The sequence below is a fragment of the Streptococcus sp. IMAU 99161 genome (assembly GCF_014435245.1).
Lineage (GTDB): Bacteria > Bacillota > Bacilli > Lactobacillales > Streptococcaceae > Streptococcus > Streptococcus lactarius.
This window is the reverse complement of sequence record NZ_JAAPAW010000006.1, coordinates 165,505-189,183: the sequence shown is the minus strand read 5'-3', so window position 1 is coordinate 189,183 and position 23,679 is coordinate 165,505. Positions and strand designations below refer to the sequence as shown.

The 23,679-nt window shown below is 43.6% G+C and carries 23 protein-coding genes; 21 read left to right on the top strand and 2 right to left on the bottom strand.

Going from position 1 to position 23,679, the window contains the following annotated elements; all coding sequences use genetic code 11:
• Window positions 1–71 precede the first annotated feature (71 nt).
• From lepB to HA044_RS03230, 4 genes are all read left to right on the top strand, one after another.
• Entirely contained in the window at window positions 72–632 is a 561-nt protein-coding gene (lepB, locus tag HA044_RS03245; RefSeq protein ID WP_187539240.1) for a signal peptidase I, read from the top strand.
• Between the two features lie 100 nt (window positions 633–732).
• Window positions 733–1,374, top strand: a complete 642-nt coding sequence (locus HA044_RS03240; RefSeq protein ID WP_187539238.1) for an amino acid ABC transporter permease — start codon at window positions 733–735, stop codon at window positions 1,372–1,374.
• Between the two features lie 12 nt (window positions 1,375–1,386).
• Complete coding sequence (locus HA044_RS03235) at window positions 1,387–2,016, top strand: amino acid ABC transporter ATP-binding protein (protein WP_187539236.1); 630 nt, start codon at window positions 1,387–1,389, stop codon at window positions 2,014–2,016.
• Window positions 2,017–2,025: 9 nt separating this feature from the next.
• The gene (locus HA044_RS03230; RefSeq protein ID WP_187539234.1) at window positions 2,026–2,853 is read left to right on the top strand and encodes an amino acid ABC transporter substrate-binding protein; all 828 of its coding nucleotides are present in this window, start codon (window positions 2,026–2,028) and stop codon (window positions 2,851–2,853) included.
• Window positions 2,854–2,880: 27 nt separating this feature from the next.
• Here the strand turns inward: HA044_RS03230 and HA044_RS03225 are convergent, their stop codons facing one another.
• Complete coding sequence (locus tag HA044_RS03225; protein WP_187539232.1) at window positions 2,881–4,071, bottom strand: cation diffusion facilitator family transporter; 1,191 nt, start codon at window positions 4,069–4,071, stop codon at window positions 2,881–2,883.
• Window positions 4,072–4,223: 152 nt separating this feature from the next.
• Between HA044_RS03225 and pcrA the strand changes: the two genes are divergently transcribed.
• From pcrA to HA044_RS03205, 4 genes are all read left to right on the top strand, one after another.
• Window positions 4,224–6,509 carry a DNA helicase PcrA gene (gene pcrA, locus HA044_RS03220; protein ID WP_187539230.1) on the top strand — a complete coding sequence of 762 codons (2,286 nt, stop codon included), beginning with the start codon at window positions 4,224–4,226 and terminating at the stop codon, window positions 6,507–6,509.
• A gap of 516 nt (window positions 6,510–7,025) precedes the next feature.
• Window positions 7,026–8,300, top strand: coding sequence for a DUF2130 domain-containing protein (locus HA044_RS03215; RefSeq protein WP_187539228.1), 1,275 nt, complete (start codon window positions 7,026–7,028; stop codon window positions 8,298–8,300).
• A gap of 9 nt (window positions 8,301–8,309) precedes the next feature.
• On the top strand, window positions 8,310–8,753 hold the full coding sequence (locus tag HA044_RS03210) for a GNAT family N-acetyltransferase (RefSeq protein ID WP_187539226.1): 444 nt from the start codon (window positions 8,310–8,312) through the stop codon (window positions 8,751–8,753).
• Window positions 8,754–8,784: 31 nt separating this feature from the next.
• Window positions 8,785–9,585, top strand: a complete 801-nt coding sequence (locus tag HA044_RS03205) for an alpha/beta fold hydrolase (protein ID WP_187539224.1) — start codon at window positions 8,785–8,787, stop codon at window positions 9,583–9,585.
• Between the two features lie 34 nt (window positions 9,586–9,619).
• Here HA044_RS03205 and HA044_RS03200 read toward each other — a convergent pair whose 3' ends face one another.
• On the bottom strand, window positions 9,620–10,936 hold the full coding sequence (locus HA044_RS03200) for an FAD-containing oxidoreductase (protein ID WP_187539222.1): 1,317 nt from the start codon (window positions 10,934–10,936) through the stop codon (window positions 9,620–9,622).
• Window positions 10,937–11,116: 180 nt separating this feature from the next.
• Between HA044_RS03200 and truB the strand changes: the two genes are divergently transcribed.
• From truB to HA044_RS03135, 13 genes are all read left to right on the top strand, one after another.
• Window positions 11,117–12,013 carry a tRNA pseudouridine(55) synthase TruB gene (gene truB, locus HA044_RS03195; protein ID WP_187539220.1) on the top strand — a complete coding sequence of 299 codons (897 nt, stop codon included), beginning with the start codon at window positions 11,117–11,119 and terminating at the stop codon, window positions 12,011–12,013.
• A gap of 4 nt (window positions 12,014–12,017) precedes the next feature.
• Entirely contained in the window at window positions 12,018–12,938 is a 921-nt protein-coding gene (locus tag HA044_RS03190) for a bifunctional riboflavin kinase/FAD synthetase (protein ID WP_187539217.1), read from the top strand.
• A 178-nt stretch (window positions 12,939–13,116) separates the two neighbouring features.
• Window positions 13,117–13,518 (top strand): Spx/MgsR family RNA polymerase-binding regulatory protein, encoded by a 402-nt coding sequence (locus HA044_RS03185; protein WP_187539215.1) that lies wholly within the window; start codon window positions 13,117–13,119, stop codon window positions 13,516–13,518.
• Between the two features lie 12 nt (window positions 13,519–13,530).
• Window positions 13,531–13,809, top strand: a complete 279-nt coding sequence (locus HA044_RS03180; RefSeq protein ID WP_187539213.1) for a UPF0223 family protein — start codon at window positions 13,531–13,533, stop codon at window positions 13,807–13,809.
• Window positions 13,799–14,569: an inositol monophosphatase family protein gene (locus HA044_RS03175; protein WP_187539211.1), complete on the top strand. Its 771-nt coding sequence runs from the start codon at window positions 13,799–13,801 to the stop codon at window positions 14,567–14,569. Before HA044_RS03180 ends, HA044_RS03175 begins: the two co-directional genes overlap by 11 nt.
• Complete coding sequence (locus HA044_RS03170) at window positions 14,570–15,874, top strand: RsmF rRNA methyltransferase first C-terminal domain-containing protein (RefSeq protein WP_187539209.1); 1,305 nt, start codon at window positions 14,570–14,572, stop codon at window positions 15,872–15,874. It begins immediately after the preceding gene.
• A gap of 113 nt (window positions 15,875–15,987) precedes the next feature.
• Window positions 15,988–16,854, top strand: coding sequence for a phosphate ABC transporter substrate-binding protein PstS family protein (locus tag HA044_RS03165; protein ID WP_187539207.1), 867 nt, complete (start codon window positions 15,988–15,990; stop codon window positions 16,852–16,854).
• A gap of 16 nt (window positions 16,855–16,870) precedes the next feature.
• Window positions 16,871–17,782, top strand: a complete 912-nt coding sequence (pstC, locus tag HA044_RS03160; protein WP_187539205.1) for a phosphate ABC transporter permease subunit PstC — start codon at window positions 16,871–16,873, stop codon at window positions 17,780–17,782.
• A complete protein-coding gene (gene pstA / locus HA044_RS03155) occupies window positions 17,772–18,656 on the top strand; it encodes a phosphate ABC transporter permease PstA (protein ID WP_187539203.1) in 885 nt (294 codons plus the stop codon). The genes pstC and pstA overlap by 11 nt, the downstream gene beginning before the upstream one ends.
• A 10-nt stretch (window positions 18,657–18,666) precedes the next feature.
• Window positions 18,667–19,470: a phosphate ABC transporter ATP-binding protein PstB gene (pstB, locus tag HA044_RS03150; protein WP_187539201.1), complete on the top strand. Its 804-nt coding sequence runs from the start codon at window positions 18,667–18,669 to the stop codon at window positions 19,468–19,470.
• Between the two features lie 26 nt (window positions 19,471–19,496).
• Complete coding sequence (gene pstB / locus HA044_RS03145) at window positions 19,497–20,255, top strand: phosphate ABC transporter ATP-binding protein PstB (RefSeq protein WP_187539199.1); 759 nt, start codon at window positions 19,497–19,499, stop codon at window positions 20,253–20,255.
• 13 nt (window positions 20,256–20,268) lie between these two features.
• Entirely contained in the window at window positions 20,269–20,922 is a 654-nt protein-coding gene (gene phoU / locus HA044_RS03140) for a phosphate signaling complex protein PhoU (protein WP_187539197.1), read from the top strand.
• A gap of 192 nt (window positions 20,923–21,114) precedes the next feature.
• On the top strand, window positions 21,115–23,658 hold the full coding sequence (locus tag HA044_RS03135; RefSeq protein ID WP_187539195.1) for a M1 family metallopeptidase: 2,544 nt from the start codon (window positions 21,115–21,117) through the stop codon (window positions 23,656–23,658).
• Window positions 23,659–23,679 lie beyond the last annotated feature (21 nt).

The window sequence follows — 23,679 nt, the reverse complement described above, 5'->3', positions numbered from 1 at the left end:
ACTAATATTTACTTTCTCTTTTTTAAAGATCAAAAACATGGTATAATAAATCAAAAGGAAGGGAGACGGATATGCCAAGGAGAGATTTAATTAGAAATGTTATCATTGCGGGGTTACTGGTTTTGGTACTGGTATTGTTGCGTTTGTTTGTATTTCATCCTTTTCATATCAATGAAAAGATGGCCAATGCCTCTGTCAAAAAAGGGGATCTTGTCGTAGCAACCAGCAATGCTCACATTGATCGCAGTGATTTGGTCTTATACAAGGTGGGGGGAAAAGAATACCTTGGTCGGGTGATTGCGATCGGGAAGGATAAAGTCAGTTATGTGGACGATGTCCTGTATTTGAACGGAAAAGCGACACCAGAAGTTTACCTGAATAAAATGCTCAACAAGCATTTAGCGGCTCCGACTAGCAATGGCTATTATACGGATGATTTCTTCTTATCAGAATTAAAGGGAACCAAGGCTGGCCGTGTGCCGTCCAACACTTATTTGGTCTTAAATGATAACCGTAGTGATACGGAAGATAGTCGTGAATTTGGTTACATCCACAAAAATCAAATTGAAGGAGTTGTAAACCTTCGTCTCTATCCTCTTAACAAATTTGGATTTATTAAAGTAGAAGAATAGCCGAAAGGCTATTTTTTTAATAGATTTTCAAATTTATCTAGTATTTTTTGAATAGTTATGGTATGATAATTTTTAATTATTTTTTAAGGGGGAGAATGCTATGCAGTATGCTTTGGAAATTTTACCAAGTTTGTTAAAGGGTGCCAGTCTGACCTTACAAGTATTTGCTGTTGTATTGATCTTGTCGATCCCACTGGGGATTGTCGTTGCTTTTCTACTTCAATTACGTTCGAAGATCCTGCATGGGCTCTTAACCATCTATATTTGGATTATGCGAGGAACGCCCCTCTTACTTCAATTAATTTTTATTTATTATGTTCTACCAAGTATCGGTATTCGTATTGACCGTCTTCCTGCAGCAATTATAGCTTTTACGCTGAATTATGCAGCTTATTTTGCCGAGATCTTTCGTGGAGGGATCGTTGCCATTCCAAATGGCCAGTATGAGGCGGCTAAGGTCTTAAAACTAAGCTCCTGGCAAACGATTCAGTATATCATTTTGCCTCAAGTAGTCAAGATCGTCCTTCCAAGTGTCTTTAACGAAGTGATGTCCTTGGTCAAAGATACATCCTTGGTCTATGCATTGGGAATCAGTGATTTGATCTTAGCGAGTCGGACAGCAGCCAATCGTGATGCCAGTCTAGCACCTATGTTTTTGGCGGGCGCCATTTATTTGATTCTCATTGGGATCGTAACGGTGATTGCTAAGCGTGTTGAAAAGAAATTTTCATACTACAAATAGGAGGAGAAGGTCATGTTAGAATTAAAACAGATTTCGAAACGTTTTGGAGATAAGCAGATCTTATCAGATTTTAATCTGCTCGTTCCTGAAAAACAGATTGTCGCCATTGTTGGTCCTTCTGGAGGAGGAAAGACGACCTTGCTTCGTATGCTAGCAGGTCTTGAAACAATTGATTCTGGTCAAATTATATACGACGGTGAAAACTTGCCTCTAGATGCCCTAGAAAAACGAAATCTTCTCGGTTTTGTCTTCCAGGACTTTCAATTATTTCCACATTTATCGGTTATGGAAAACCTGATCTTGTCTCCTATCAAGACTATGAATGTGAGTAAGGCAGAAGCCAGTAAAAAAGCGCTGAGCTTGCTGGAGCGCTTGGGACTTGAAAACCATGCGGATGCTTATCCATTCTCTTTATCAGGCGGTCAAAAGCAACGGGTGGCTTTGGCACGTGCCATGATGATTGATCCTGAAATTATTGGCTATGATGAACCAACTTCAGCTTTGGACCCTGCATTGCGATTGGAAGTTGAAAAGCTCATCATGCTGAACCGTGAACTAGGAATGCCCCAGATTGTTGTCACCCACGATATCCCATTTGCAGAGGCTATTGCGGATATACTGGTCAAGGTTGATCCAAAATAGGAGGTGCCTATGAAACGTGTAATACCATGGCTGCTAGGTGTCCTTAGTCTCGTCCTTCTGACGGCTTGTGGTCAGACTGTGAGTGATCCTAAAGTAGACAACTGGCAAAAATACCAAAAGGAGCAGTCCATCACGATTGGTTTTGATAATACCTTTGTTCCCATGGGATTTGAGCAAAAAGATGGAACCTATGCGGGGTTTGATATTGATTTGGCCAATCAAGTCTTTGAGTCCTATGGGATTCGTGTCAACTGGCAACCCATTGATTGGGACATGAAGGAGACGGAATTAAAAAATGGGACTATTGATGCCATCTGGAATGGCTATTCAGCAACAGATGAACGTCGGGAAAGTGTTGCTTTTACAAAGCCCTATATGAAAAATGAACAGGTCTTGGTGACCAAGAAAGCATCTGGGATCCAATCAGTCGATGGGATGAAAGAGAAACGTTTGGGAGCTCAGACTGGGTCTTCTGGTTATATGGATTTTGAAGCCAATCCTAAAATCTTAAAAAATAGAGTCAAAAATCAGAAAGCTACCCAATACCAGAGTTTTAACGAGGCATTGATTGATCTTCAGAATGATCGGATTGATGGACTATTGATCGATCGGGTTTATGCGAATTATTACCTAGAAACAGAAGGCATTTTGAAAGACTACAATGTTTTTCCGATTGGTTTTGAATCAGAATCTTTTGCAGTAGGAGTGCGTAAGGCAGATAAAACTTTGAAGAAAAAAATTGATGAAGCCTTCATCAAACTTTATCAAAACGGCCAGTTCCAAAAGATCTCTAAGAAGTGGTTTGGAACTGATGTAGCAACAGACGATATCAAGTAAAAAAGCCAGGGAATACTTCCTAGCTTTTTAGTTGGTTTTATTAGTAATTTGATGGAAAATCTTTTGCCAAGTTTCGTGGCGACGCCAGAGACTGGTATGGATTTGACCGTCTAATTCATAGCGGATGAGTTTGGTTTTTTGGTTGATGGACTCCAGTTCAAAATTTTGAAATTGAACTTGGTCGCTTGCGAGAGCATTTATTAATTCTGCCTTGTGGTGTTCGTGACCAGTATCGTCAATCAAGGTATAATTATCCGCTAGCAAAGTATCAAACTCTTGCTTAGCATAGAGGCGTTTTTCGTAGGTCAAGAGTTTCTTTTCAACGTTTTCGATCAGCTCATCCTCAGGAATCGAGCTTGGTTCTACATGGACGTCAATGTCAAAGACGCCAAATTCTTGCTTAAGAAGGTCTTCGACTTCCTCGGTGATCGCATGACTTTCATAGACAGAAAGATCGGGATTCATTTCCAAAACGACGTCTAAGTAGATATTGCTTCCATAGGTCCGTCCACGTTGGTATTTTACGCGGGCGATTTTTGGTAAATTGAGAATGGCTTTTTCATAATCTTCTAACAGGCTATCGTCGAATCCGTCTGAAAGGCTGAAGGAGGATTCCATAAAGATATCGTAGGCTGTTTTGAGGATAAAGAAGGTAATGATGATAGCTGCGATCTTATCGACAATGGGATAGTTAAAAGCACTAGCAGCAATCGCGATTGATGTTCCAAGAGAGGTAACGACGTCTGAAAGATTGTCTTTTGCGGCTGCTTTTAAGGCTTTTGATTTGGCTCGTTTTGCTAGGCGTAGATTGTAAACGTAGACGCCGAGCATGACAATGGCCGAAAGGACTCCAACGGTTGCTCCAAGTGGATCGATACTGATAGATTCATTATTGAAAATCTTTTGGAGGGTATCTCTTAGGACGTCAAAACCAACATAAAACATGATAATCGAAGTTACTAAGCTGGCCAAATCTTCAATTTTCCAATGGCCAAATTTGTGGTCGCGATCAGCTGGTTGGCGGGCGAGACGAATCCCGATGAGCAGGGCAACGTTGCTAATAATATCGGATAAGTTGTTAAAACCATCTGCTACCAGACTGGATGAGTGGAGTAAATGACCGGTCGCTAATTTTGCTGATGAAAGCAATAAATAGGCGAGAATACTAATGATAGCACCACGTTCGGCCAGTTTTAAGTTACTGTTTGGTTTGTCCAAAACACCCTCCTAACCTTCTAATGAGAACATTATAGTTTATAAGTTACTATTATATCGTTTTTAGAAGTGAAATTCAAATGTGTCCCTTTTTAGAATAAGCTGGGTCGGTTTTTGTGGTATAATAGAACGATTGAATGAATGAGGAGAATGAGATGAATCCTTTATTGAATGGTATGAATGATCGCCAAGCAGAGGCAGTCCAAACGACAGAAGGACCCCTCTTGATCATGGCGGGGGCTGGTTCTGGTAAGACACGTGTCTTGACTCACCGCATCGCTTACTTGATCGATGAAAAGATGGTCAATCCTTGGAATATTTTGGCCATTACCTTTACCAATAAAGCCGCTCGGGAGATGAAGGAGCGGGCTTATCAGCTAAATCCAGCGACCCAAGATTGCTTGATTGCCACCTTCCACTCCATGTGTGTGCGTATCCTGCGCCGAGATGCGGATCACATTGGTTACAATCGTAACTTTACCATTGTCGATCCGGGTGAGCAACGGACCTTGATGAAACGTATTCTCAAGCAGTTAAACTTGGATCCTAAGAAATGGAATGAACGAACCATTTTGGGAACTATTTCCAATGCCAAAAATGACTTGATCGATGAAGTGGCCTATGCTGGCCAAGCGGGAGATATGTATACTCAGATCGTCGCCAAGTGTTATGAGGCTTACCAAAAGGAACTCCGTCAGTCTGAAGCAGTAGACTTTGATGATTTGATCATGCTGACCTTGCGTCTTTTTGACCAGCATCCTGATGTGCTGACCTATTACCAGCAGAAGTTCCAATACATCCATGTAGATGAGTACCAAGATACCAACCATGCCCAATACCAGTTGGTCAAACTCTTGGCTTCACGTTTTAAAAATATCTGTGTGGTTGGGGATGCGGACCAGTCTATTTATGGCTGGCGGGGAGCAGATATGCAGAATATCCTGGACTTTGAGAAGGATTATAAGGAAGCTAAGGTCGTCCTCCTAGAAGAGAATTACCGCTCGACTAAGACGATTTTACAAGCAGCTAATGATGTCATCAAAAACAATCGCCACCGTCGTCCGAAGAATCTCTGGACCCAAAATGAAGACGGGGAAGAGATTGTCTATTACCGGGCCAATGACGAGCAGGACGAAGCGGTCTTTGTTGCTAAAACCATTGAAGAGTTGAGTCGCGAAGCGGGCTACAAACACCGTGATTTTGCGGTTCTCTACCGGACAAATGCCCAGTCACGGACCATTGAAGAAGCCTTGCTCAAGTCCAACATTCCTTACACTATGGTAGGGGGAACCAAGTTCTACAGCCGTAAGGAAATTCGGGATGTCATTGCTTATCTGAACTTGATTGCTAACCTCAGTGACAATATCAGTTTTGAGCGCATTATCAATGAACCTAAGCGGGGAATCGGGCCAGGTACAGTGGAGAAGATTCGCGATTTTGCCCAAATGCAAGAGTCCTCACTCCTGGATGCTTCAGCCAATATCATGCTCTCTGGCATCAAAGGAAAAGCGGCCCAAGCCATCTGGGACTTTGCCAATCTCATTCTTGATTTGAGAGAAAAGTTGGACCAGCTGACCATTACAGAGTTGGTCGAAGAAGTCCTTGATAAGACAGGCTATATGACTGCTCTAACCAATCAGGGAAATTTGGAAAGTCAGGCCCGCATCGAGAATATCCAAGAGTTTCTGTCTGTTACCAAGAATTTTGATGAAAACGACGAGTCTGTTGAAGATGAATCAGGTGTAGATACCTTAAGTCGTTTCTTGAACGACTTGGCCTTGATCGCCGATACAGATGATGGGGCACAAGAGACTTCGGAAGTGACCTTGATGACTCTTCACGCGGCTAAAGGACTGGAGTTCCCAGTGGTCTTCTTGATTGGGATGGAAGAAAACGTCTTTCCTCTTAGTCGAGCGGCTGAGGATCCGGATGAGTTGGAAGAAGAACGTCGTCTGGCTTATGTAGGAATCACGCGGGCAGAGAAGGTTCTCTTCCTGACCAATGCCAATTCTCGTTTGCTCTTTGGACGGACCAGCTACAACCGTCCAACGCGTTTCATCAATGAGATTAGCTCAGATTTATTGACCTACCAAGGCTTAGCGCGTCCGGCTAACACGAGCTTTAAGGCTTCCTATAGCAATGGTGGCGGAACGACCTTTGGAAAAGGAATGAGCCTGTCGCAAGCCCTTCAAGAGCGCAAGAGACAAGCAGCTCCAAGTGCCCTCACGTCCTCAAGCCTTCCCTTTGGCAATGGCAACCAAGCTGGTGCCAAAGAAAGTGTCGCTTGGTCCATTGGGGATATTGCTATTCACAAGAAGTGGGGCGAAGGAACCGTCCTAGAAGTTTCTGGTAGTGGCAATACCCAAGAACTCAAGATTAACTTCCCAGAAGTGGGTCTCAAGAAACTCTTGGCCAGCGTCGCTCCGATTGAAAAGAAATAAACGGAAACCAGTAAGCCTAGTATATTGTTTCAGAACATAAACAATCACTATCTCCTCGAGGATCTAATTGATGACTACATGAAAAAGTTCCAAGAAAAGAACTTTTGGGAATAGTGAGGAATAGGTTGAGACTTTTCGCCGTGAGGAAAGAGAGTGGGACAGAAATCGGTCATTCTTTAGAATTCGATTTCGTCGTCCCACCTCCGCACAGTTGAGTAGGGCTGTAAAAGCTGATGAAATCAGCGTAGTAGAGCCCACTCAACCACTGCGTCTTGCTCGACAATCAAAAACAATTGAGAGGCTAGGACTTTTGTCCCACTCTCTCGGTAGATTTGAGACGGAAGGCTCAAATCTAAGGTATGGAATCCCAAAGGGAGTCGCTACCGTCCGTCCTCACCTAAGGAAAGTCTCCAATAGAGGAATGAATACTCGGTTAAACCAGCAGGCCTAGCTTGCTGGTTTTGATTTTACAGGTAGCATGATATAATAGACTAAGAATAGAGAAAGAGGCATGCTATGAACGAAATCAAGTGCCCCAACTGTGGGGAAGTCTTTACAGTCAATGAAAGTCAATACAGCGAGCTCTTGTCACAGGTACGGACAGCTGAGTTTGATAAGGAAATCCACGAACGGATTCGGCAAGAGTTGGCTTTAGCTGAGCAAAAGGCCCTTTATGAGCAACAAGAGAAGTTAGCAAAAAAGGACCAAGAAATTGCTCGGTTACAAAATCAGGTTCAACAGTTTGATACTGAAAAAGAATTGGCTAAAAAAGAGGTGGAGCAAACGGCTAGCCAAAGTCTGTTAGAGAAGGAAAAAGAAGTTCAGGCGCTGGAAAATCAGCTGGCTACCTTACGTTTAGAGCATGAGAATCAACTGCAAAAGACACTCTCTGATTTAGAGAAAGAACGTGATCAGGTCAAAAATCAGCTCCTCCTACAAGAAAAAGAAAACGAGCTTTCTCTGACTTCGGTGAAACAAAACTATGAAGCCCAACTTAAGGCAGCGAATGAGCAGGTTGAGTTCTACAAGAATTTCAAGGCCCAACAGTCAACCAAGGCCATTGGGGAAAGTTTAGAACAGTATGCGGAGAGCGAGTTTAACAAGGTTCGTAGTTTCGCCTTCCCAAATGCCTATTTCGAAAAGGACAACAAGATTTCTGCTCGTGGTTCTAAAGGAGACTTCATCTTCCGTGATTTTGATGAAAATGGGCTGGAATTCATTTCCATCATGTTTGAGATGAAGAATGAGGCCGACGGCACAGAGAAAAAACATAAGAATGCCGATTTCTACAAGGAATTAGACAAGGATCGTCGAGAAAAGAACTGTGAATATGCGGTTTTAGTGAGCATGTTAGAGGCAGACAATGACTACTTTAACACAGGGATCGTCGATGTCAGCCATGAGTATGAGAAAATGTACGTCGTGCGTCCTCAGTTCTTTATCCAGTTGATTGGTCTCTTACGCAATGCGGCTCTTAACTCTCTAAAATACAAGCAAGAATTAGCACTGATCCGTGAGCAAAATATTGACATCACCCACTTTGAAGAAGACCTAGACGCCTTCAAGGTTGCCTTTGCTAAGAACTACAATTCAGCTTCAGTCAATTTCGGCAAGGCTATCGATGAAATTGACAAGGCCATCAAACGGATGGAAGAAGTTAAGAAGTTCTTGACGACATCAGAAAACCAACTTCGTCTTGCTAACAACAAGCTGGATGATGTTTCTGTTAAAAAATTGACCCGCAAAAATCCAACCATGAAAGCGAAATTTGATGCGCTGAAGGAAGAATAGGAGGATCCTATGCAGATACGAAAAGCAACTATGAAAGATGCTGAAGCCCTACTGTCTTTATACGAAGACTTAGGCTATCCAACGACCGCTTCTAAGCTGTCTCGACGTTTAGAAATGATTCTTTCTCAACCACACTATGGCTGTCTTCTAGCTGAAAGAAACGGAGAAATTTTAGGTTTCTTAGGTTATGCAAGGCTCTTCTTTTTTGAAGCAGATGGATCTTACTATCGTATTTTAGCTTTGTCAGTTTCAAAAGAAACAAGACGCCAAGGAATTGCTAGTAGGCTAATCGATGAATTGAAAAAACAAGCGGTAAAAGAAGGAGTTGAGGCACTGGCTTTAAATAGTGGATTAACCGCTGAACGAAATGTTGCACATCAGTTTTATCAGGCAGTTGGATTTGAAAAAGTGACTGCCGGCTTTGCCTTGCATTTAAAAACTCAAAATAAATAAATCATGAAAAAATAGTAGAGGGAACGAAGTAATGTCTTCAACAAAAGGGGAAACCTTATATTTTAACGATAAGAGCATGGATTATGTGACATTTGGAAAAGGAAAACAGCCCCTAGTTATCATACCAGGCTTAGGGGATGGGTTGCAGACGGTTAAAGGAAAGGCCCTGCTCTTTTCCCTCTCTTATCGTCTACTTGCTAAGCGCTATAAAATCTATGTTTTTTCTCGAATCAATGAGCTGAGACAGGGCTATACGACGCGGGATATGGCAGCAGATGTAGCAGAAGCAATGGAGACACTAAACCTAGATACCGCCTATGTCATGGGGATTTCACAAGGTGGAATGATTGCTCAATGGTTGGCAGTTGATTTTCCAGAAAGGGTTCAAAGGCTCATCCTAGCTGTGACCACTGCAAAGCCTAGTCAACTTGCTAGAGAACGAATTGAGCATTGGCAAAAACTCAGTCAATCCGGAAATTTTAAGCATCTCATGCTGGATATCGCACAGCACTCCTACACGCAAAAGAGCTATCAAAAGTGGCGGTTGCTTTATCATATTATGGGTCGCCTGGGACGAATGAAAGATGAAAAACGAATTGTCATTCAGTCTCAGTCTTGCCTGGAACATAATAGCCTTGAGGTCTTAAAAGAAATTCATTGTCCGACCTTGGTTCTTGGTGCCCTCGAAGATGGTGTGATTGGTGTGAATGGATCCAAGGAACTGGCAAAAGCGATTTCGGGTTGTCAGCTCCTTATTCTAAAGCATTCTGGGCATGCTCTTTATGAAGAAAATAAAGTATTTCAAGAGGCTGTCTGTGGATTCTTAAACTAAAAAAGCTGGAATATTTCCAGCTTTTTTATGTTAGTTAAATCGCAAAGAGATCGTTTAGGTTTTCTGCCATGGTTGGGTGGGTAAAGATTTGTTTTGCGATGTAAGTATAAGGGATCTTGTTATCCATTGCCATGGTGATTAGGTTGATGAGTTCACCAGCAGCTTCTCCAAAGAGCGTAGCTCCAAGGATTTCCTTGGTTTCTGGATTGACCACTGCTTTGAAGGCCCCTCGGAGGTCTGCATTGACATGGCCACGTGGCATGGCAGCAACTGGCAATTCTTTGACAGCCACTGGAAGTCCTTTGTCTCGTGCTTCTTGCTCAGTCAAGCCAACTTGGGCCAATGGAGGAGCAATGAAGAGGGTTGTCGCATAATTTCTACGTGTTTCGAGATTGTAGCTTCCATCGCCTGTAAGGTAATTGAAGACGATGCGGAAGTCATCAAGTGACATATAGGTGAATTGAGGACCACCATTGACATCCCCAACTGCAAAGACACCAGGGACGTTGGTTTCCAAATGACGGTTGACTTGAATCGCTCCACGATCCGTAACTTGGATGTCTGTGTTTTCAAGACCAAGGCCAGCTGTGTTTGGCTTACGTCCAGTTGCGTAGAGGAGGATATCGAACTCGAAGTCTCCTTTATCGGTTACAACCGTTAAGCTGTTTTGGCCATCTTTAATTTCTTGGGTATGAACACCTTGAAGGAACTGAATACCATCTTCTTCAAGGTAGCCTTTTGCAAGAGCTGCGATGCTTGGCTCAATCCGTGGCAAGAACGTGTCCGCAGCATCCAATACTGTTACTTGACTACCTAAGGTATTGTAGAGATGAGCAAATTCCAATCCGATTGGTCCACCACCAAGGACACCCAGGCGTTTTGGTAAGTTTTCCAAACGTTGAATACCGGTTGAGTCTACAGCAAATTTACTTTCAGCCAATCCTGGGATTGGAAGGACAGTTGGTACTGCACCAGTATTAATAATAATGGTTTCAGCAGTCAATTCTTCCTTTTCGTTACCAGCTTGAATTTCGATGACCTTGTTGGAAACGAAACGAGCTGTTGCATCAATAATGTCCACACCAGTTCCAGCAATAGTTGCGTAGTTCTTGCCGTTGAGACGAGTGGTGACCGCATTTTTTTCGCTCATGGCTTGCTCAAAATCCAAGCCTTTTTCCGCTGCGACAATCAAGGTCTTAGTTGGAATACAAGCGATATTGATACAGGTACCACCGTACATGGACTTGCTCTTTTCAATCAGAGCGACTTTTTTCCCTTGGCTTGACAATTTTGCGGCCAAAGTTTTCCCGGCTTTCCCGAAGCCGACAACGATTACATCATACGTTAACATATTATACACCTTCCTTTGATTTTCATTTTATCAAATGAACGAAAAATTGTCTGAAATCTGCTACGGAATTTTTTAGAAGCACCTTGGAGACGGGAATCAGCGACAAGAGAGAGCTTTCATGGTATAATAAAGGATCGGTGACTTGGATGATCACACAATCAGTTAGAAAGAGCAAATCAGATGGACGGAATTATTAATGTAAAGAAAGAAGTGGGTATGACCTCGCACGATGTGGTCTTTAAACTGCGCAAAATTCTGGGGACCAAGAAGATTGGCCATGGAGGAACCCTGGATCCGGATGTGGTAGGAGTGCTTCCCATTGCCGTAGGAAAGGCGACTCGTATGGTTGAATTCATGCAAGATGAGGGCAAGATCTATGAGGGTGAAATCACTCTGGGTTTTTCCACAACGACAGAAGATGCCAGCGGTGAAGTCATAGAGCGGACCCCAGTGGAAGCACCTTTAGATGCAGCAGAGGTCGACCGTATGATTGCTCAGATGGTGGGTGAGATCGAGCAGGTCCCGCCCATGTATTCAGCGGTCAAGGTCAATGGGCGCAAGCTCTATGAATATGCGCGTGCAGGAGAAGAAGTGGAACGTCCTGTTCGAAAAGTGACCATTTATGAGTTTGCAAGGACCGGAGAGATTGTTTATGAAGAGAAAACAGCCCGATTCCCCTTCCGTGTCAAATGCAGTAAGGGGACCTATATCCGGACCTTGTCGGTGGATTTAGGGCAGAAACTGGGTTATGCAGCCCATATGTCCCACTTGATCCGCACCAGTGCAGCCGGTTTGTCCCTTGAAGATGCCTTGACTTTAGAAGAAGTGGCTGAAAAAGTAGTCCAAGGAGATTTGAGCTTCCTTCATCCACTTGAGATTGGGACTGGAGATCTGGAAACAGTAGAGCTGACAGTAGAAGAGGTCGGCGAAGTCCAAGTGGGACGCTTTATTCCGGTTGAGAGTGAGGCAAAAGAGTTGGCTGCTTTTTACCAAGGAAAACTAGTGGCTATTTTGGAGAAAAGGGAAGAACTTTTCAAACCTCGCAAAGTTTTTCTGACAGAAAGTGTGTTACAATAAATTCATGAATATTCGTACGATAACTACTGCAAATCAGATCCATTTGGAGTGTGAGACGGTTTTGGTCTTGGGCTACTTTGATGGCTTGCACCTAGGGCATCAAGAACTTTTTAAAAAGGCACGCCAGATAGCAGATGAAAAAGGCTTGAAGGTTGCTTTGTTAACCTTTCCGGAATCACCCAAGCTAGCTTTTGTTCGCTACCAACCAGAATTGTTGCTCCATCTGCAAAGTCCTGAGGATCGGTTCCAAAAATTAAACGAATTAGGAGTGGATGAGCTCTTTCTCATTGATTTTACGACCGATTTTGCTTCTAAAACAGCCAAAGAATTTGTCGATCAATTTGTAAAAGCCTTGAGAGCTCGGGTCTTGATTGCTGGTTTTGATTATAGTTTCGGTTGTGATAAGAAAACAGCCTCCGATTTATCCGCTTATTTTGGAGGCCAAGTGGAAGTCATTGAACCCGTACTGGATCAAGGTGAGAAGATCAGCTCAACCCGTATTCGTAAAGCAGTTGTAGAAGGACGCGTCAAGGAAGTGGCACGTCTGCTGGGACGTCCCTTAGCTAGTCGAGGGATTGTGGTGCACGGGGATGCGCGTGGTCGGACTATTGGCTATCCAACGGCTAATCTAGCCCCGATTGATCGGACTTATCTATCATCAGATGGCGTCTATGTAGTCGATGTTGATTTTAAAGGGCAGACCTATCGGGGAATGGCCTCTGTCGGGAAAAATGTCACCTTTGATGGTAAAGAATTGCGTTTTGAAGTCAATCTCTTCGATTTTACAGGTGATATCTACGGTCATACCCTAACCATTCATTGGTTGGACAAGATTCGAGAAATGGTCAAGTTTGATGGTGTAGCGTCTTTAGTAGCTCAATTAGAAGAGGACGAAGCAGTCGCACGCCAGTGGTCGGAGCTATAATTTCAAGGGGTGTCATGCCCCTTTTTCTTCGTCTTACCATGTTAAGGAAAATGAAAGTGCTTCCTGATTTCCACTGAAATTCAGAAAAATAGCCGAGAAATCAAAAAAGCCTTTTCAAGCCTCTCTTTTTTTTGTATAATAGAGTTAAATAGTTAGATACAATAAAGAAGTGAAATACATGATTACATTATTTTTATCACCGAGTTGTACATCATGTCGAAAAGCACGGGCTTGGTTAAAGAAGCACGATGTTCCATTTAAAGAACACAATATTATGACAAGTCCTTTGAGCAGTCAGGAGTTGACAAGTATTTTGGCCTTAACCGAAAATGGAACGGACGACATCATCTCAACTCGCTCAAAAATTTTTCAAAAATTAGACGTTGATGTGGAGGATTTGTCGATTTCTGCCTTGATCCGACTGATTGAGGAAAATCCAAGTCTCTTGCGTAGACCCATTATTTTGGATAACAAACGCATGCAAATCGGCTTTAATGAAGACGAAATTCGGGCCTTCTTGCCACGAAGTTATCGCAAACAAGAGTTACGCTCTGCCACTCTGAGAGCAGAAATAAATTGAGAAGTTTGATGGATGATAGAAAATTATAGTTACCCACTGGATTTATCGTGGAGCACTGAAGAGCTTGCTTCAGTGCTTTCTTTTTTTAACAAGGTTGAAGAGGCTTATGAGAGCAAGGTAGAGGCTGGTGAATATCTCAAGGCCTACCGGGCTTTTAAACAAGTCGTACCAAGTATTGGAGAAGAAAAGCGTCTTGGACGAGAGTTTGAGCAAGTTAGCGGCTATTCTCTTTACCGTGCGACCCAGGCCGCAAAACAAAAAGAACAAGGATGGTTTTCACTTGAGAAATAAGTTAGAGTTTGCCAAACAGATCGTTCTCGAGGCTGGAGAGTATATCCGGCAGCATCTCGATGATTCATTGAAAATCATGAGAAAGACAGGACCAACTGATTTGGTAACCCAGATGGACCAGCAGGTCCAAAAAGATTTGGTTGAAAAGATTACCCGACGTTACCCGACGGATCAGATTTTTGCGGAGGAAGACGGCCTTCGTTCCCCCATTTCAGAAGGATCTGTTTGGGTGATTGATCCGATTGATGGCACCAATAATTTCGTAGCCCAAAAAGAAGATTTTGCTGTGATGGTGGCTTACTTTGAAGAGGGCCATGGTCAATTTGGCCTGATTTATGATGTGATGCGCGATCAGCTTTTTTATGGAGGTGGCGAGTTTCCAGTTTACCGCAATGAGCTAGAACTCACTCCTTTTGTGGACCGGCCTCTCGATACCCTTTTGATGTCCTCTAATGTCGGTATGCTAGAAAAAAATGAATGGGGAATGGTCGATCTGGGGATGAAGTGCCTTGGGATCCGTGTCTATGGAAGTGCCGGCATTAGTTTTTCAAAAATTCTTTCCGGTGGAATTCTGGCTTACTTTAGCTATCTTTGGCCATGGGACTATGCAGCTGCTGCCATTATGGGCGAACGCTTAGGCTATACCATTTTGAATCTCAATGGAGATCAGCCAAATTACCAAACCATTGAGCCCATCATGATGGTGCCGAAGGCCAAGTTGTCTGAAATCCAGACCTATCTGAAGAAGGGGAGAAACTAGATGAATTTTCCCAACGGTTTTACAGAAAAATACCAGCATCTTCTAGGTGAGGATGCTGCTGCTTTTTTTGCGACGTTTGACCAAGAAGCAGTCTCAGCCTTTCGCACCAATCCTTTGAAAGAAGCCCAAAAAGCCTTTTCGGACTCTATTCCTAATACCCCTTGGGGCCATTATGGAAAGGTGTCTGGTAAATCGATCGAGCATGCGACAGGTTTGGTCTACTCGCAGGAGCCAGCTGCACAGATGGTAGCCCAAGTAGCTCAGCCAAAGCCTGGAATGAAGGTACTTGACTTAGCAGCAGCCCCTGGAGGGAAGACGACCCAGCTCCTATCCTACTTGGACAATCAAGGACTGCTAGTTTCCAATGAAATCCATAAAGGCCGTTCCAAAATCTTGGTTGAGAATGTGGAGCGCTTTGGTGCGCGAAATGTACTGGTGACCAATGAGTCAGCAGATCGTTTAGCAAAGGTCTTTTCTGGCTTTTTTGATCTCATTGTTCTAGATGCTCCATGTTCGGGCGAGGGGATGTTTCGCAAGCAACCAGATGCTATGGACTATTGGTCTCTAGACTATCCAGAGCAATGTGCCTCCCTCCAACGAGAGATCCTAGAGGATGCCATCAGAATGCTGGCTCCAGGAGGTTTTTTAGTTTATTCGACCTGTACCTGGGCTCCTGAAGAAAACGAAGAGATGGTGTCCTGGTTGTTACAGAACTTTGAGTTGGAACTGGATAGAATTGAAAAAATCAATGGCATGGCAGATGGCATTGGCTATCCTGAAACGGCGCGCATGTACCCGCATCTCTTCAAAGGAGAAGGGCAATTCGTTGCGAAGTTCCGTTATCTTGGTGAGAATCGAGCTGCGAAACCTCCTTCCAAGAAAGACCAATTAACTGCTGAACAGAAGAAATTGTGGCAAGATTTTGCCAAAAAACACCTATTCATTACACTCGATGGAGTGCTAGAAACTTTTGGAGAAGAGCTCTATCTGGTGCCGAAAGGTTTGCCAGATCTTCGAAAAATAAAAATTGCCCGCAATGGTTTGCACCTTGGGACCTTCAAGAAAAACCGCTTTGAGCCTAGCTTTGCTCTCGGACTCGCTCTAAGACCAAGCGAGGTCAAAGCGAGGGTTTCCATTACACCTGATGACTTTGTCCATTATGTAGCGGGAGAGACGATCCAATTGGAAGAAAATCATCCCAATGGTTGGTATCAGGTCCTGGTCGAAGGCAATGGTTTAGGTTTTGCTAAGGTCACCGGACAGACCCTAAAAAATTTCTATCCAAAGGGTCTGCGTTTTAGGTAAAATACTATGAAAAGAATCTGTTCTATGATATAGTGGAAGTAGAGGTGTTTTTTTACAAAACATCACTTGGCAAATAGTTTAATTGAAATAGTAAACAATCAAGGAGATACGATTTGAAAAAGTCAAAAAAGCTGATCCTAGGACTAGCGACGATCGCATTAGCAGGAAGTTTATCTGCTTGTGCTTCTTGGATCAATCGCGGAGAATCCATCACGGCCGTTGGATCTACTGCTTTGCAGCCTCTTGTGGAAGGAGTCGTGGACCGCTACATTGAGGAACATCCAGGAAAGATTGTCAACGTGCAAGGAGGCGGTTCTGGTACAGGACTTTCCCAGGTCCAATCAGGGGCTGTCGATATTGGAAATAGTGACCTTTTTGCAGAAGAAAAATCTGGGATTGATGCATCAAGCTTGGTTGACCATCAGGTAGCCGTAGCAGGGACAGCCGTTATCGCAAATAAAGATATCTCCATCGATAATTTGACGACAGAGCAGTTGCGGAAGATTTTCACAGGAGAATATACCAATTGGAAGCAATTGGGTGGTCCAGATCTTGAGATCACGATTGTGAACCGTGCCGTAGGTTCTGGTAGCCGAGCTGTCTTTGATACCATCATAATGGACGGCAAACAGCCAAAGCAAGCCCAAGAGCAAGATTCAAACGGGATGGTTAAAAATATTGTTTCCCAAACGCCAGGAGCCATCTCTTATTTGGCCTTTACCTACCTAGATAGCAGTGTCAAAACTATGAAGCTCAATGGTTACCAACCCACCAAAGAAAATGTCATCAGCAACAAATGGCCGATCTGGTCTTATGAGCATATGTATACCAAAGGGAAGCCAAATGACTTGGCCAAAACCTTTATCGACTATATGATGACCGATGAGATCCAGCAAAAAGTGGTTGGAAAGATGGGCTATATTCCTATCAATGACATGAAAGTCACCCGTGATTTAAAAGGAAATGTGACAAAAAAATAACAGAATTGGGTAAAAAATGAACGAAGTAGCAAAAAAAATGCTGACGAAATCCAAAAACTCCCGTCTAGAAAAATTTGGGAAGACCATTACCTTTCTATGTATGAGTTTGATTGTCGTCGTCGTCGCCATGATTTTGATTTTTGTGGCTCAAAAAGGCTTGTCGACTTTCTTTGTCAATAAAGTCAATATCTTTAGTTTTCTATTTGGTAGCGCCTGGAACCCTGCTGCTAAGGAATTCGGGGCCCTACCGATGATTTTGGGATCTTTTATCGTAACCTTGCTCTCTGCCCTCTTGGCAACACCGTTTGCCATTGGTGCAGCTGTATTTATGACGGAAGTATCTCCCAAAGGATCACGGTTTTTGCAACCAGCGATTGAGCTTTTGGTAGGAATTCCTTCCGTTGTTTATGGATTTATTGGTCTCCAAGTCGTTGTTCCATTTACGCGTAGTCTCTTTGGAGGGACTGGTTTTGGGATTCTCTCAGGTGTCTTTGTCCTCTTTGTCATGATCCTACCGACAGTGACCTTTATGACGACCGATAGTCTTCGTGCTGTTCCTCGTCATTACCGGGAAGCCAGTATGGCTATGGGAGCGACACGCTGGCAAACCATCTGGCATGTCACACTCAAGGCAGCACGCTCTGGAATTTTTACAGCGGTTGTCTTTGGGATGGCGCGCGCCTTTGGGGAAGCCTTGGCCATTCAGATGGTAGTCGGAAACTCGGCTGTGGTACCAACCTCGCTCACTACACCAGCTTCCACCCTCACCTCTATTTTGACCATGGGAATCGGAAATACCGTTATGGGAACAGTCAATAACAATGTTCTCTGGTCGCTTGCCTTGGTATTGCTCCTTATGAGTCTTGCCTTTAACAGTGTGATTAAACTGATTACGAAAGAAAGAGGTAAGAAGAACTATGCACGCTAAACGAATGGATAAAATTGCAACAGGAGTACTGTATGCTATTTCAGGGATCATCGTTGCGATTCTTGCCTCATTGATCCTTTATATCTTGGTCCGTGGCTTGCCCCATGTATCCTGGCACTTCTTGACTGGTAGATCCTCTTCTTATCAAGCAGGGGGAGGGATCGGAATTCAATTGTATAATTCCTTTTTCCTCTTAGTCATTACCTTGGTGATTTCCTTCCCACTTTCTCTTGGGGCTGGGATTTACCTTTCTGAGTACGCTAAAAAAGGGCGCTTGACCAATTTGGTTCGTACCTGTATTGAGATCTTGTCTTCCTTGCCATCTGTCGTTGTAGGTCTCTTTGGTTACTTGGTCTTTGTTGTCCAGTTCAAATATGGATTTTCGATCATTTCAGGGGCCTTGGCCTTGACTGTCTTTAACCTACCTCAGATGACCCGTAATATCGAAGATAGCTTGCAGCACGTCCATCATACGCAGCGCGAAGCAGGTTTAGCATTGGGCTTGTCTCGCTGGGAAACCGTGATTCATGTCGTGGTACCGGAGGCTCTTCCAAGCATTATTACTGGGGTCGTATTGGCATCAGGACGGATCTTTGGGGAAGCCGCTGCCTTGATCTATACAGCAGGTCAATCGGCTCCAGCTCTTGATTGGTCAAACTGGAACATCTTTAGTGTAACCAGTCCGATTTCGATCTTCCGTCAGGCTGAAACCTTGGCTGTCCATATCTGGAAGGTCAATAGTGAAGGAACCATTCCAGACTCAATCGAAGTCTCAGCTGGTTCAGCCGCTGTTCTTTTGATCTTTATCTTGATCTTTAACTTTGGAGCCCGCAAACTCGGAAGTTACCTCCATAAAAAACTAACATCTGCTTAAAGGAGAAGAAATGTCAAAATACAATTGGGATGAGCGACACATCATTACTTTTCCTGAAGAAAAGGTGGTCCTATCGACTAAAGATTTGCATGTCTATTATGGAACGAACGAGTCCATCAAAGGCGTCGACATGCAGTTTGAAAAGAATAAGATTACAGCCTTGATCGGTCCTTCAGGATCTGGGAAATCAACCTACCTTCGTAGTTTGAACCGGATGAATGATACCATCGATATTGCGCGTGTTACGGGTGAAATTTGGTATGAAGGAATCGATGTTAACCGTCCAGATATCAATGTCTATGAAATGCGCAAGCACATCGGGATGGTTTTCCAACGGCCCAATCCTTTTGCCAAATCGATTTACAAAAATATCACCTTCCCTCATGAACGTGCTGGTGTGAAAGACAAGAAGGTCTTGGACGAATTGGTCGAAACTTCTTTGAAGCAGGCAGCCCTATGGGATCAGGTCAAGGATGACCTCCATAAATCTGCCTTAACCCTTTCAGGTGGTCAGCAGCAGCGACTTTGTATTGCGCGTGCCATCTCTGTGAAGCCAGACATCTTACTGATGGACGAACCTGCTTCAGCCTTAGACCCCATTGCAACGGCGCAATTGGAAGAAACCATGCTTGAGTTGAAAAAAGATTATACCATTGTCATTGTGACACACAGCATGCAACAGGCTGCCCGTGCGAGCGATTATACCGGCTTCTTCTACCTTGGAGACCTGATCGAGTATGACAAGACTTCGCATATTTTCCAAAATGCCAAATTGCAATCGACCAACGATTATGTGTCAGGTCACTTTGGATAAGGTAGAAGGACAAAAAGGAATATAAAATGACAGATCCAATTTTACAAGTCAAGGACTTGTCGGTGTATTACAACAAAAAGAAGGCCTTAAATAGTGTCTCCTTGGACTTTGCGTCAAAAGAGATTACTGCCTTAATCGGTCCATCAGGATCGGGAAAATCAACCCTTTTAAAAGCCATCAATCGCATGGGAGACTTAAACTCTGAAGTGACGACGACTGGGACGGTACTTTACAACGGCCACAATATCTACGGTCCGCGGACAGATACTGTTGAGTTGCGCAAGGAAATCGGAATGGTTTTTCAACAGCCCAACCCCTTTCCCATGTCCATTTATGACAATGTCACTTATGGGTTGATGATCAATGGAATAAAGGACAAGGCGGTCTTAGATGAGGCAGTAGAAACCTCCCTCAAGCGTGCGTCTATTTGGGATGAGGTCAAGGATCGTTTACATGACTCAGCCATTGGCCTTTCTGGAGGTCAACAACAGCGGGTTTGTGTGGCTCGGGTCCTTGCGACCAGTCCTAAAATCATCCTGTTGGATGAGCCGACCTCAGCGCTAGACCCGATTTCAGCTGGTAAGATTGAGGAAACCCTCTATGGCCTAAAAGACCGCTATACCATGCTTTTGGTGACTCGTTCCATGCAGCAGGCGAGTCGTATTTCAGATAAAACAGCCTTTTTCTTAGGTGGCGATTTGATCGAGTACAATGATACCAATGAAATGTTCTTGAACCCAGCTAAGAAAGAAACAGAAGACTATGTCTCTGGAAAATTTGGATAGGAAGAAAAAGAAAATGCTACGAGTTCAATTTGAAGAAGATTTAGAAAAGTTGCATAACCAGTTTTATGCAATGGGAAACGAAGTGTTGAGCCAGATCAACCGTACAGTAAGAGCTTTTGTCACACATGACCGTGAATTGGCCCGTCAAGTCATCGAAGACGATGCCAAGATCAATGATTTTGAAGTGAAGTTAGAGCGCAAATCCTTTGAGATCATTGCCCTTCAACAGCCAGTGTCACAAGACCTTCGCGTCGTCATGACCGTCTTAAAAGCGGTTTCTGACTTAGAGCGGATGGGTGACCATGCTGTTTCAATTGCCAAAGCAACGATTCGGATGAAAGGTGAAGTGCGCATTAAATCTGTTGAAGAAGAAATCAGCAAAATGGGACGTGAAGTCAAAGACTTTGTCGAAGCGACCCTTGATGTCTACCTCAAAGGCGATGTTGATTTGGCCTATACAGTTGCTTCACGTGATGAAGAAATTAATCATTTCTTTGAAAGCATTCAAGAATTGACGACAGAAGAAATTCGTAAAAATCCTGAGTCTATCTTGACCGGTCGTGATTACTTCCAAGTGATTAACTTCTTGGAACGCATCGGAGATTATGCAAAAAATATCTGTGAATGGGTTGTCTACTTTGAAACAGGTAAAATTGTAGAAATGTAAGAAAGACGAATCTTTGGGAATAGAAGAAAAGTGAATTGATTAAAAATCGTTGATTTCGACTCCCAAAGCCCCATTCTTTTAGCTCTCAGGCAGGCATTGTCATGCTTGTCTTTTCTTTTATCCCGACTTTGTGATAAAATAGTCCTATTAGGGCTTTTGATAGGAAAGCATCGAAATAAAAAGGAGGAAATTATGCAAGCAGTTGCACATTTTGTAGAAACATTCGTTCCAGAACATTATGACGTGTTTTTGGATTTAAGTCGTAAAACTAAGACCTTTAGTGGTCGTGTGGTGATCACAGGTCAAGCCAAGGCGGACAAGATCTCGCTTCACCAAAAAGATTTGACCATCGAAACAGTAGAGGTTGCAGGTCAAGCCCGTCCCTTTACGGTTGATGATGACAATGAAGCAGTCTATGTTGAATTGGAAGGAACAGGTCAAGTAACAGTTACCTTGACTTATTCAGGTAAGATCACAGACAATATGACAGGGATTTACCCATCTTACTACAGCATTGATGGCGTGAAGAAGGAAGTCCTCTCTACCCAGTTTGAGAGCCATTTTGCGCGTGAAGCTTTTCCAAGTGTGGACGAGCCTGAAGCCAAAGCAACGTTTGATCTGTCTTTAAAATTTGACCAAGAAGAAGGTGAAATTGCCCTCTCAAATATGCCTGAAATTGATGTGGAAAACCGCAAAGAAACAGGCATTTGGAAATTTGCTACGACTCCACGGATGTCTTCTTACCTCCTTGCCTTTGCTGCTGGGGATCTTCAAGGTGTGACTGCCAAAACAAAAAATGGCACTCTCGTAGGTATCTACTCAACCAAAGCCCATCCTTTGAAAAACTTAGAATTTTCTCTTGATGTAGCGGTACGTGTCATCGAATTTTATGAAGACTATTACGGCGTTAAGTACCCAATTCCTCAATCTCTTCACGTGGCGCTTCCAGACTTCTCTTCTGGAGCCATGGAAAACTGGGGCTTGGTGACTTACCGTGAAGTTTACCTCCTGGTCGATGAAAACTCAACGGCAGTTAGCCGCCAACAAGTCGCTCTTGTAGTCGCTCACGAATTGGCTCACCAATGGTTCGGTAACCTCGTTACGATGAAGTGGTGGGATGACCTCTGGTTGAACGAAAGTTTTGCCAACATGATGGAATATGTCTCTGTCAATGCCATCGAACCAAGCTGGAATATCTTCGAAGACTTCCAGACTACTGGTGTGCCATTGGCCTTGAAACGCGATGCAACCGATGGGGTTCAATCGGTCCATGTGGAAGTTAAACACCCTGATGAAATCAATACTCTTTTTGACCCAGCCATCGTCTACGCGAAAGGTAGCCGTCTCATGCATATGCTCCGTCGTTGGTTAGGGGATGACGCATTCCGTAAAGGACTCAAAGCTTACTTTGAAAAACACCAATACGGCAATACGATCGGACGTGACCTTTGGAATGCCCTAGGTGATGCATCTGGCCGTGATGTAGCTGCCTTCATGGATTCTTGGTTGGAACAACCGGGTTATCCAGTCCTTACAGCAGTGGTAGAAAATGATACCTTGAAGATCAGCCAAAAACAATTCTTCATTGGGGAACATGAAGATCAAGGCCGTAAATGGGTTGTGCCATTGAACAGCAACTGGTCTGGTATTCCAGATACACTTGAAACAGAAACCCTTGAAATTCCAGGTTATGCTGCCCTTGCTGCTGCAAATAAAGAACCTCTTCGTTTCAATACGGAAAATACAGCTCACTACATTACCGATTACCAAGGAGAGCTCTTGGATGCGATTGTAGACAACATGGCTTCCTTGGATAACACCAGCAAGCTTCAAGTTGTACAAGAGCGCCGTCTCCTAGCAGAAAGTGGTGTCATCTCGTATGCAAGCCTCTTGCCAGTTATCGAGAAATTAACGCAAGAAAGTTCTTATTTGGTTGTATCTGCGGTTTCATCCATTCTTCAAGGTCTCAGCCTCTTTGTGGATGAAGGGACTGAAGTCGAAGCAGCCTATAAAGCCTTGTTGGTAACCTTTAACCAATTCAACTTTGAACGCCTTGGTTTTGAACCAAAAGCTGGAGAAGCCGATGAGGATGAAATGGTTCGTCAATTGGTGATTGCCAATATGATCAAGGGGGATGATGCAGAAGCAAGCGCCAAAGCAAGCGAAATCTATGCAGCCCATGCAGACAATATTAGCAAGCTTCCAGCAGCCATTCGTTTGCAAATCTTGATTAACCAAATCAAACACCATGAAAGCAAAGAATTGACTGATTTGTACTTGACGACTTATGCCCAAGCGACAGATGGCAACTTCAAGCGTCAATTGTCTACAGCTTTGGCTTATACAACCAATGCAGACACAGTTGAAAAGATTTTGACAGAGTGGAAGAACAAGGATGTTGTGAAACCACAAGACTTGGCAATGAGTTGGTATTTCACTTTCTTACATCATGACTTCACCCAGGAATCTGCCTGGACTTGGGCGCGTGAAAATTGGGAATGGGTCAAAGCAACTCTTGGCGGAGACATGAGCTTTGACAAGTTTGTCATCTACCCAGCCAATACCTTTAAAACAGCAGATCGCTTAGCAGAATTCAAAGCTTTCTTTGAACCACAATTGTCTGATATGGCTATCAGCCGAAACATCAGCATGGGAATCAAGGAAATCGCAGCACGTGTGGATTTGATCCAACGGGAAAAAGCAGCAGTAGAAGCAGCAATTCTTGCGACGAAATAAATTTATAAAAGATGAGAGTGG